This is a genomic window from Pelomonas sp. Root1217, assembly GCF_001425705.1.
Taxonomy (GTDB): domain Bacteria; phylum Pseudomonadota; class Gammaproteobacteria; order Burkholderiales; family Burkholderiaceae_C; genus Pelomonas.
In genome coordinates this window covers 298659-309232 of sequence record NZ_LMDC01000029.1, presented here as the reverse complement: position 1 = coordinate 309232, position 10574 = coordinate 298659, and the positions used below count along the sequence as shown (strand labels likewise).

The 10574-nt window shown below is 68.3% G+C and carries 6 protein-coding genes and 2 pseudogenes; all 8 read left to right on the top strand.

Annotation, left to right across the window (positions count from 1 at the left end):
• Positions 1-301: pseudogene (locus tag ASC95_RS31270) on the top strand (hypothetical protein); the annotation flags it as partial.
• Between the two features lie 68 nt (positions 302-369).
• Positions 370-3183 (top strand): beta-galactosidase GalA, encoded by a 2814-nt coding sequence (gene galA / locus ASC95_RS26925; protein ID WP_057300765.1) that lies wholly within the window; start codon positions 370-372, stop codon positions 3181-3183.
• A complete protein-coding gene (locus ASC95_RS26920; protein ID WP_057300764.1) occupies positions 3180-5210 on the top strand; it encodes a glycoside hydrolase family 2 protein in 2031 nt (676 codons plus the stop codon). Before galA ends, ASC95_RS26920 begins: the two co-directional genes overlap by 4 nt.
• A 70-nt stretch (positions 5211-5280) precedes the next feature.
• A pseudogene (locus ASC95_RS26915) lies at positions 5281-5706 on the top strand (glycoside hydrolase family 9 protein); the annotation flags it as partial.
• A 21-nt stretch (positions 5707-5727) separates the two neighbouring features.
• Positions 5728-7263, top strand: a complete 1536-nt coding sequence (locus ASC95_RS26910) for a hypothetical protein (RefSeq protein ID WP_057300762.1) — start codon at positions 5728-5730, stop codon at positions 7261-7263.
• Positions 7260-8573 carry an MFS transporter gene (locus ASC95_RS26905; RefSeq protein WP_082568153.1) on the top strand — a complete coding sequence of 438 codons (1314 nt, stop codon included), beginning with the start codon at positions 7260-7262 and terminating at the stop codon, positions 8571-8573. Before ASC95_RS26910 ends, ASC95_RS26905 begins: the two co-directional genes overlap by 4 nt.
• A complete protein-coding gene (locus tag ASC95_RS26900; RefSeq protein ID WP_082568152.1) occupies positions 8573-9310 on the top strand; it encodes a polysaccharide deacetylase family protein in 738 nt (245 codons plus the stop codon). Before ASC95_RS26905 ends, ASC95_RS26900 begins: the two co-directional genes overlap by 1 nt.
• A 22-nt stretch (positions 9311-9332) precedes the next feature.
• On the top strand, positions 9333-10490 hold the full coding sequence (locus ASC95_RS26895; protein WP_057300759.1) for a hypothetical protein: 1158 nt from the start codon (positions 9333-9335) through the stop codon (positions 10488-10490).
• Positions 10491-10574 lie beyond the last annotated feature (84 nt).

Genomic DNA, 10574 nt, shown 5'->3' with positions numbered 1-10574 from the left:
CATGCCGCTGTACGCCGCACCGAACAGCGTCATCGCCTGGGGCGCCGAGACCGAGAAGCCGGACTACGACTACACCCGTGGCACGGTGCTGCGCGTGTTCGAGCTGGAGGACGGCAAGAGCGCGGCCTTCACGGTCGTGGGCTCGGACGGCAACGTCGCCGCGCGGGGCATGGTCAGCCGCCAGGGCGGCCGCTACACAGCGCAGGTCAGCGAGGGTGCGCTGCGGGACTGGGCGTTGGAGGTGGATGGCCAGCGCAGCCCGGTGCAGACCGAAGGCGCCTCGCTAAGCTGGACGGCCTGACCGGCTGACCGGACCACAAGCCGGTGGATGCTCACGTGTCCACCGGCTCACTGCTTGATGGAGTCACCATGCCTTGGCGTCGCGTTCTGTTGATGATTTTGCTGGCAGTGACCAGCTTGGCCCATGCCAGCCCACGTGAGCGCCTGTCGCTCGACCAGGGCTGGCTCTTCCACCTGGGTGACGTGCCCACGCCGCCCATCAAGGGCCATGGCGCTTCATACAACAGCGCCAAGGCGGGTGGCGTCACGGGGGCTGCGGCAACCGACTTCGACGACTCCAGCTGGCGCCGCCTGGACCTGCCGCACGACTGGGCCGTGGAGGGCGGCTTCGACGCCAACGAGAACCTCTCCCAGGGCTATCGCAAGCGCGGCATCGGCTGGTACCGGCGCTACTTCCAGCTGCCCGCTTCCGACCGCGGTCGCCACATCGAGCTGCAGTTCGACGCCATCGCCACCCACAGCACCGTCTGGGTCAACGGCATCGTCGTCAACCGCAACTGGTCGGGCTACAACGGCCGCAACATCGACATCACGCCCTATCTGCGCTACGGCGAGGACGTGAACAACATCGCCGTGCGCGTGGACGCCGACGCGATGGAGGGCTGGTGGTACGAGGGCGCCGGCATCTACCGTCACACCTGGCTGGTCAAGCGCGACGCCGTGCACATCGCCACCGACGGCATCCATGCCAACCCGGTGAGCGCCGACGGCAATCGTTGGTCGCTGCCGGTCGAGATCGAGGTGAACAGCAGCGGCCGCACGGCGCAGGACGCCGAGGTGGATGTGAGCCTCATCGACCCTGCCGGCAAGGAAGTCGCGCGTGCTCGCAGCCGGGTGCGCGTGAAGGCGCTGGGTAGCAGCACGGCCAAGCTGCAACTGGCCATCAAGACGCCCCAGTTGTGGACGCTGAAGGACCCGCGGCTCTACCGCGTCCGCGCCCAGCTGCGTTCGGCGGGACAGGCGCTGGACGAGGCCGAGGTCCAAACGGGCTTTCGCACCATCCGTTTCGACGCCGACAAGGGCTTCTTCCTGAACGGCCTGCCAGTCAAGCTGCAGGGCGTCTGCATCCATCAGGACCATGCCGGCGTTGGCGTCGCCGTGCCAGAGGCCATCTGGGCCTACCGGCTGCGGCGGCTCAAGGACATGGGCGTCAACGCCATTCGCTTCGCCCACAACGCGCCGGCGGCCGAGGTGCTGGACCTGGTCGACCGCATGGGTTTTCTCGTCATGGACGAGAACCGCAACTTCAACCCGTCGCGGGACTACCTGGAGCAGCTGACCTGGCTGGTGAAGCGCGACCGCAACCACCCGAGCGTCGTCCTGTGGTCGGTCTTCAACGAGGAGCCGATGCAGGGCACCGAGGTGGGTTTCCAGATGGTGCGTCGCATGGTGGCGGCCGTGAAGGAGCTGGACAGCACCCGTCCCGTGACGGCCGCTATGAACGGCGGCCTGTTCTCGCCCATCAACGTGTCTCAGGCGGTCGACGTCGTCGGCCTCAACTACCAGATCGGCGAATACGACCGCTTCCACAAGGCCAACCCCAAGTTGCCGCTGACCAGCTCGGAAGACACCTCGGCCTTCATGTCGCGCGGCGAGTTCAAGACCGATCAAGCCGCCCATCTGATGGCGTCGGACGACAGCCAGGCGGCGTATTGGGGCAATACCCACCGCCAGGCCTGGAAGGCGATTGCCGAGCGGCCCTTCATCGCCGGCGGCTTCGTCTGGACGGGCTTCGACTACCGGGGCGAGCCGACACCCTTCGAGTGGCCAAGTGCCAGCTCGGTGTTCGGCGCGATGGACCTGTGCGGCTTTGCCAAGACGGCGTTCTGGCTGCACCGGGCGCAGTGGGTCAAGCTGGAGGAGCAGCCCGTCGTCAAGATCGCGCCGCATTGGAACTGGCCGGGGCAGGAGGGCAAGCAGCAGCGAGTCATGGTGCTGAGCAATGCGCCGCGTGTGCGGCTGCTGCTCAACGGCAAGGTGCTCGACGAACGCGACGTCGACCCCTTCGAGATGGTGACCTTCGACGTGGCCTATGCGCCCGGCAAGCTGGAGGCCGTCGCGCTGAAGGGTGACATCGAGATCGCCCGGGACGTGGTCGAGACCAGCGGTGCACCGGTGCGCCTGCTGTTGGCGCCCGACCGCACCGCACTGGCCGGCGACGGCCTGGACGCCATGCCCGTCACGGTCAGCGCCCTTGATGCCCAGGGCCGTTTCGTGCCCACGGCCAATCTGAAGGTGCGCTTCGAGCTCAGCGGCGCAGCCAGCGTCATCGGCGTGGGCAATGGCGACGCGAACTCGCACGAGTCCGAGAAGGCATCCGAGCGCAGCCTCTACAACGGCCTGGCCCAGGTCATCCTGCAGAGCCGGCGAGACGGCAGCGGCGAGGCCAGGCTGCGTGCGTTGGCCGATGGCCTGCAGCCGGCAGAGATCACGCTGGCGCTGCAGACCGCGGCGACGCCGCCCGCCGTGGCAGTGGCTGAGCCCGTGACCCAGCTCCTGTACTGGCGCATCTCGCCCGCGCAGGCCGCACAGCCCGACCCCAACGTCCAGCTGGCCGACAACGACATGAACACCTGGGGCTGGGGCGAGGTGCCGATCAAGCAAGCCGCCGAGTCGCCAGCGTGGCGCCTGTACCGCACCGACCTGCGCCTGCGTGCCGACCTCAACGACGGCAGCGCCCGGCTGGTGTTCCGCGAGCTGGCCGGCAAGGCCCAGGTGTGGCTGGCCGGCGTGAAGCTGGGCGAGAAGACGACGGCCGCGCCGGCCGAGTTCTCGGTGCTGCTGTCCAAGGGTGCAACGACCCGCCAACTGACGGTGATGGTCCAATCCGACCCAACGCAGCCCTCGGGCCTGCTGGGCAAAGTCGTCGTGCAAAAGCCATGAGCATCAAGTCGCTCCTCATTGCACTGCTGCTGTTTGTCGGCAGCCACGCATGGGCTGCACGGCAGGTCACCGCGCTCGACGACGGCTGGCGCTTCCTGCGCGCCGACGTAGCCGGCGCGAGCGCTGTCGACTTCGCCGATTCCGCCTGGGCGGTGGTACGTTTGCCGCACACCTGGAACGGCATCGACGGCGAAGCGGGCGGCGCCTACTACCGCGGTCCGGGCTGGTATCGGCGCGAGCTGCAGCTGCCTGCCGCAGCGCTGGCGTCGCGCCATTTCCTGCAATTCGATGGCGCCGCGCTGCGGGCGGAAGTCTGGATCAACGGCCAGCTTGCCGGCCGCCACGACGGCGGCTACGCGGCCTTTCGCATCGACATCACGCGATGGCTGCGCACCGGGCGCAACCAGCTCGCCGTACGCGTGGACAACGCGACCGCCCCGCACGTCGCGCCGCTGGGTGGAGACTTCACGGTCTTTGGCGGCCTCTACCGCGGTGTGAAGTTGGTGGCTGTGCCGGCGGCCCACTTCGACCTGCTCGATGACGGCGGGCCGGGCGTCTATGTCTCGGCTACCGACGTCAACGCCGAGCGAGCCCAGCTGACCCTGCGTGCCCGCGTGCGCAACGACGGCGACGCAACCCGTCGCCTCGCGCTCAACCTCAGCCTGCGCGACGCCGCCGGCCGCGCCGTGGCGCAAGGTCAGCAGGCAGTGCCAGCCGCGCCCGGCGCCACCGTCGTGGCCGAACAACCCTGGACGCTACCCAAACCCCACCTCTGGCAAGGCCCCACCGACCCCCACGTCTACACGCTGACTGCCGAGCTGCGCGACGGTGCCGAGGTGCTGGATACGCTGGCGCTGCCGGTTGGCATCCGCAGCGTGCAGATCGACTCGCAACGCGGCCTGCTGCTGAACGGCCGGCCGCACGCGGTGCACGGCGTCAACCTCTTCCACAGCGGCCGTCCGGGCCGTGGCCTGGCGGTCGGCGACGCCGAGATCGACGAGGACTTTCGCATCCTGAAGGAACTGGGCGCTACGGGCTTGCGCTTCGTGCACTTCCAGCACCCGCAGCGCGCCTACGACAACGCCGACCGTGCCGGCCTGCTGGTGTGGACCGAGATCCCGCTGAACTCGGCGATGGACGAAGGCGAGGAGTTCCGCGCCAACCTTGCACAGCAGATGCGCGAGCTGGTCAAGCAGAACCAGCATCACCCGTCGGTCTTCATCTGGGGAGTCGGCAACGAGGTCTACCGCTCGGACGACGCGGTGGTGAAGCTGCTGGCCGGCATGAGTCGCCTGGCGCACGATCTCGACCCGACACGCGCTACCAGCTACGCCCACTGCTGCGCGGCGGACGACCATGCGATGGCACGCCAGACCGACGTCATCGGTTTCAACCGCTACTACGGCTGGTACGACGGCCAGTTCGGCGACATCGGTCCCTGGGCCGACCGCGTGCATGCCGGCCAGCCCGACCGCGCGATGGCGCTGGCCGAGTACGGCGCCGGCGCCAGCGTGCAGCACCAGCAGGATCCGCCGGACCGCCCCAAGCCCGGCGGGCCGTGGCACCCCGAGCAATACCAGGCGCTCTTTCACGAGGCCTACTGGCCGCAGATCGCCGCACGGCCCTGGCTGTGGGGCAGCTTCGTCTGGGTCGGCTTTGACCTTGCCTCCGCTGGCCGCAACGAGGGCGACCGGCCCGGCATCAACGACAAGGGCCTGGCGAGCTATGACCGGCAGGCGCGCAAGGAGGCGTTCTTCTACTACCAAGCCCAGTGGAGCGACAAGCCGATGCTCCACATCGCCAACCGGCGCGCCACGCCGCGCGCCGCAGGCCGCGCCGACGTGAAGGTCTACACCAACGCCAAAAGCGCCACACTGAACGTCAATGGCACCGACCTGCCGGCGCGGGCAGTGCAGGGCGGTATTGCCACCTGGCCTGGCGTCGTGCTGCAGCCGGGCCGCAACCGGCTGCAGGCCCGCGGCGACAACGGTGCCGCTGATCACATCCACTGGATCGGCACACCATGAGGTCCACATCTGCGCTGCCTCGTCACCGCTTGCCTGGATGGCACGGTGATCGCCAGTTTTTCCCTGGGGCGATGTGAAGGGCTTGGCATGGGTAACCCTAGCCCAGCACCGCATGCGCCTGAGTCAAAATGACAGCGTTGTCGTTCAAACCCGTGTGATGGAGCTTGCTGATGAACTCATGGCCCGCTGGCGGGGCTCGGCCTACCGCGTGGGCCTGCAGGCCAAGGACGATGTCTGGGGCAGCGATGCCGTGGCCCTCAACCAGGCCATGATGCTCATCCAGGCCTGGCGCCTGCAGCCGCGGACCGACACGTTGGCCGCTGCGCAAGCGCTGTTCGACCATGTGCTGGGCCGCAACCCGCTGGGCCAGTCCATGGTGACCGGCTTCGGCACCAAGCCGCCGCCGCATGCGAGCAACGAGGTCGCCATCAACTGGAATGCGCCGTTGGTCCATGTGTCGGCGGCGCTGCAGGCGCTGACGCCGCCGGCCCGATAAGGCAGGCCGGGAGAGCAGACGATGCATCACCGCAAATGGCTGGCGACGCTGCTGTTGGGCCTGTTGGGCTGGAGCCCCTTGGCCTGGTCCGCGTCATGGGTGCTGGCCGAGAGCCCGCATTTCCGCATGCTGGCCCAGACATCCAAGCGCACGGCCGAGGGCAGGCTGCAGGATCTCGAACGCCTGCACGAGGCCATGCTGCTGACCCTTGGCGCCAGCCAGGGCATGGCGCGGCCGCCCTTTCCCATCGTGCTCAGCGACGACCCCGACCTCATCGCCCGGGTCCAGCCCTATCTGCGCAACCGCAGCTTGTCGGGCTTGTTCGTTTCGGGCAGCGACGGCGCCCAGGCTTTCGCGGTCAACCATCCCTGGTCTAAGGACTTCACCGGCCAGGTGCTCTTCCACGAGTACGCGCACCGCGTGATGGCTCAATACGCCCGCATGGCCTATCCCGTGTGGTACGTCGAGGGCTACGCCGAGTACTTCGGCGCGACGCGCATCGCCCCGGACTCGATCGAGATCGGCGCGTTCAATCCCTCGGCCGCGATCCTGGCCCAGCGCACCTGGCTGCAGCCGGCCCGGCTGCTCAAGCCGAGCTTCCAGTCCACCGGGGACAAGGACATTGACGACAGCTTCTTCGGCGTCTTTTACGCGCAGTCCTGGCTGCTGACCCATTACGTGCTGTCCAAGACCGAGCGCGTGCAGCGCTTCAACGAGTACTTCCGCCGTGTCGCGGCCGGGGAGGACGCGCTCACGGCCCTGGAGCCAGCCACCGGCATAGCGCCCAGCCGCCTGAACAGTGAGCTGCGCAAGCATCTGGACAACCTGTATGTGGCGCAGATACCGGGCGGCGCGCCAGCCGCGGTGCGCACCACCGAGCTGCCCACCGAGCAGGCCGAGGCCGAATTCGACGGCATGGTCATCGCCTCACGCCCTGAAGCCGAACATGGCAAGGCCGTTCTGGCCCGCCTGCAGGAGAGCGTGAAGAAAGCCGGCGGCGACCGAGCGCCCGATGCCATGCGCTGGGCGCTGGCGCATGCCGAGATCCGCTATGGCGACGCAGACAAGGCCTTGCAGATCCTTGCCCCATGGGCCCAGCAGGAATCGCCACCCTTTGAAGCCAACCGCCTGCTCGGCTGGGCCTGGCAGGCCGTGGCCGCACAGGCGAACGGTGCCGAACGCACCCAGGCGCTGGAGCAGGCTCGCGGCTGCCTGATGGCGGCCTACAAGCAGCGCCGCAACGATGCACCCACGCTGTATCAGCTGGCCCGAGTGCTCGGCGTCAAGGGCGTCAGCCCCAGCATGACCAACGCGGCGGACGCCGCCAGCGTGCTGGAGCCCCAGGTTGGCGACTACGTCTACCTCGCCGTCTGGGCGCATCTCGAATCCGGCAACCGCGACAAGGCCCTGCGCGGCCTGCAGTCGCTGGCCAGCAACCCGCACGGCGGCGAGGGCACCGACAGGGCCCGGGCCGCGCTCCAAGCCCTGCAATCCAATCAAGAGGCGTCTGACGTCCTCGCCCTGCTGAACGGCACCAAGAAGCCCACCCCACCATGACTCAATCCATTCGCCACCCATTGACCTGGGTGCCCTCGCTCTACCTCGCCATGGGCCTGCCCAATGTGATGGTGGGGGTCGTCGCAGCCATCATCTACAAGAACCTCGGCATCTCCAACGAGGACATCGCGCTCTACACCTCGCAGATGTACCTGCCCTGGGTGCTCAAGCCCCTGTGGGCACCCCTGCTGGAGGCCTACCGCAGCAAGCGCTTCTGGGTCATCAGCATGGAGTTCACGATGGCGGCGGCCCTGGGCCTGGTGGCGCTGTGTCTGCCGATGGAGGGCTTCTTCAAGCTCTCGCTGGCCTTCTTCTGGATCGTCGGTTTCGCGTCGGCCACGCAGGACACCTGCGCCGACGGCGTCTTCATGACGACCGTCTCCAAGACCGACCAGGCGCGCTACTCGGGCCTGCAGGGCATGTGCTGGAACATGGGCGCCGTTGTCGCTTCAGGCCTGTTCGTGTCGCTGACGGGCTATCTGCACAACCACATGGGCATGAGCTGGGTGCAGTGCTGGGTCATCGTCGTGCTGATCGCTGCGGCGTCCATGGCCCTCTTCGGCCTGTGGCATGTGCGCGTGCTGCCGCCGGGGGCGCCGTCCACGCTGCACGGCCAAGGCCTGAGCGGCGGCCTGACGGCCACGGCCGAGGCCTGGGTCACGCTCTTTCAGAAGCCGCAGATCTGGATGATGCTGGCCGTCATCTTCTTCTATCGTTTCGGCGAAGGCTTCATCGAGAAGTTCGGTCCGCTCTTCCTGCTCGACAGCATCGCTGCCGGCGGCCTGGGGTTGGACAACGAGTCGCTAGGGCACATCAACGGCACGGTCGGCACGCTGTCCTTCATCGCCGGGGCCTTCCTGGGCGGCTTCTTCGTCGCCAAGCGCACGCTGCCGCGCAGCTTCTTCACACTGGCCCTGGTGCTCAACATCCCGCACCTGACCTATTTCTACCTGGCCCAGACGATGCCGACGGACACGACCACCATCGCGGCCATCGTCTGCATCGAGAAGTTCGGCTTCGGCATGGGCTCGGTCGGCCACATGCTCTACATGATGCAGCAGATCGCCCCGGGGCCTTTCCGCATGGCGCACTACGCGATGGCCACCGGCGTCATGGCGCTGACCAAGTGGGGCACCGGCAGCGTCAGCGGCCTGCTGTGGAACTACGTCAATCATCAGTACGTGAGCTTCTTCGGCTGGGTGCTGATCTTCTCCATCCCGCCCGTGGTGCTGGCCTGGCTGGCGCCCTTCCCGCATGACCACGAGGAAGCGGGCGAGTTCGGCGAACCCGCCGCCGTGGCCGGCCATTGATGGGGCTGCTGCTGGCCATGGCGCTGGCCGCCGCCACATCCGCCCAGCCGGCCCAGACCGCCTGTGCGGCCGATGCACTGGGCACGTCGCGCACATTGACGCTCCAGCGCGAGGGCGCGGCCTGGGGCACGGCGCAACATGCGGCGCTGCCGGGGCTGGCGCCGAAGGACGTGGTGCTGACCTTCGACGACGGTCCGAGGCCCGAGTCCACGCCCCTGGTGCTGAAGGCCCTGGCCGACCAGTGCGTGAAGGCCAGCTTCTTCATGAACGGCGAACCCATGCGCGCCCACGCCGCCCTCGCCCGCCAGGTGCGCGACGCCGGCCACAGCGTCGGCATGCATGGTTTCCAACATCTGGCATTCGGCCAGTTGCCCGCGGCGGCGCAGATCGCCGACCTGGATGCCATGGTGGCTGCCTACCGCGAGGCGTTGGGCAGCGAGCCGGCCGCCTATCGCTTCCCCTTCCTGGCGGAATCGCCCGTGCTGATGGCCGCGCTGCGCGAGCGGGGCATCACCGTGATGTCAGTCGACGCCGGCGCCGAGGACTGGTTGCCCGACCAGACGCCTCAGATGTTGGCCGACAAGCTGCTGGGCCAGCTGGCCAAGAGCGGTGGCGGCATCGTGCTGCTGCACGACGTTCAGGACCAGACCGCGCGGGCGCTGCCCTTTTTGCTGCAGGCGCTCAAGGCCAAGGGCTACCGCGTCGTGCACCTGCGCTGGGACGACGTGCCGCGCTGACCGCTCCTTCAAAGGAATACCCATGTCCCGCCTGCTGGCCCGATTGCTCCTCCTTCTGGCCATCGGCCCGGCATGCGCCCACGCTGCCGGCTTCGTCGCCCCGCCCGGCCCGTACGCCGTCGGCAGTACGAACATGCAGGTGGCAGCGAACGCCGCGGGAGACCGGCCGCTGGTCGACTATCTCAATGGCAAGGTCGACGGCTCGCGCAGCCTGTACGTCGACGAGCTGCTGAGCCGCCGAGACGCCCCGCTGTTGCTGAAGGTCACCGTGCCAGGCAACGAGCCCGGCGCCGACGCGCTGACCGGGCAGCAGCTGCCGCTGCTGCTCTACGTCCTGTATCCCACCCGCGCCGACAACGCCCGGCCGAACTACGCCTTCCCGTACAAGGACACCGGGGACAACGTCTTCCCTCACATGCAGGCGCCGGGCGAGCGGCCCGTCTTCGCGGATGCTGCCGCGAGATATCCGCTCATCGTCTACTCGGGCGGCTACAACACCCATGGCCTCTGGCACCTGGCCCACCTCAAGCAGTTGGCCTCGCACGGCTACATCGTCGTCGACATCTTCCATGGCGACGGCCGCGTCAGCGGCTATGCCGAGACCGTCGCCCTGCGCCGGGTCGCCTTCAAGGCGGCGCTCGACCATGTGCTCAGCCACCCTGACTTTGCCGGCGCGGTGGACACGGCCCGCATCGGCGCCTCGGGCGCCAGCGCGGGCGGCCAGACGGTGCTCGCCATGCTCGGCGGCGCCGATCCGGCCGTACCCGGGCGGTCGTTCCGCGACGCCCGACTGAAGGCCGGCTTCGGCCTCGTGCCCTTCCTCGGCGCCAGCTTCGGCATCTGGCCCTTCCAGACCCATGCCTGGTCCTTCGGCCGCGACTTCAGCGGCCTCGCCCAGGTCAAGAACCCCTTCTTCGCCGTCTATGCCGAGAAGGACGGCTCGGTCTCGCCCGACAGCGTCAAGGCCGGTGTGCGCCGCCTCGGCGGCCCTGCCTGGGCCGTCGAGATGCCCGGTGAGGGCCACCTGCTCAGCGGGCCTGCCGAACAGGAAGCCACCGCCTGGGAGCTGCTGTTCTTTGACGCCTATCTGCGGGACAACGCGGCAGCCCTGGAGCGCCTCGCCAATGTCAAGCCGCTGGCCGGCGGGCGCGGCAGCGTCAACTACAGCAAACCGCGCTGACGCCGTCGCGCCGCCCCTCCCAACTGCTTCAGGCTGCGGGTTTGTCCGTGGGATCGCAGTCAAGATAAATGCTTGACGTTTGAA

What these genes read in the sequence shown, in the direction of transcription:
- ASC95_RS26905 (WP_082568153.1), top strand. Translation starts at nt 7,260, where the DNA reads ATGACTCAATCCATTCGCCACCCATTGACCTGGGTGCCCTCGCTCTAC.
- ASC95_RS26895 (WP_057300759.1), top strand. Translation starts at nt 9,333, where the DNA reads ATGTCCCGCCTGCTGGCCCGATTGCTCCTCCTTCTGGCCATCGGCCCG.
- ASC95_RS26900 (WP_082568152.1), top strand. Translation starts at nt 8,573, where the DNA reads ATGGGGCTGCTGCTGGCCATGGCGCTGGCCGCCGCCACATCCGCCCAG.
- galA (WP_057300765.1), top strand. Translation starts at nt 370, where the DNA reads ATGCCTTGGCGTCGCGTTCTGTTGATGATTTTGCTGGCAGTGACCAGC.
- ASC95_RS26910 (WP_057300762.1), top strand. Translation starts at nt 5,728, where the DNA reads ATGCATCACCGCAAATGGCTGGCGACGCTGCTGTTGGGCCTGTTGGGC.
- ASC95_RS26920 (WP_057300764.1), top strand. Translation starts at nt 3,180, where the DNA reads ATGAGCATCAAGTCGCTCCTCATTGCACTGCTGCTGTTTGTCGGCAGC.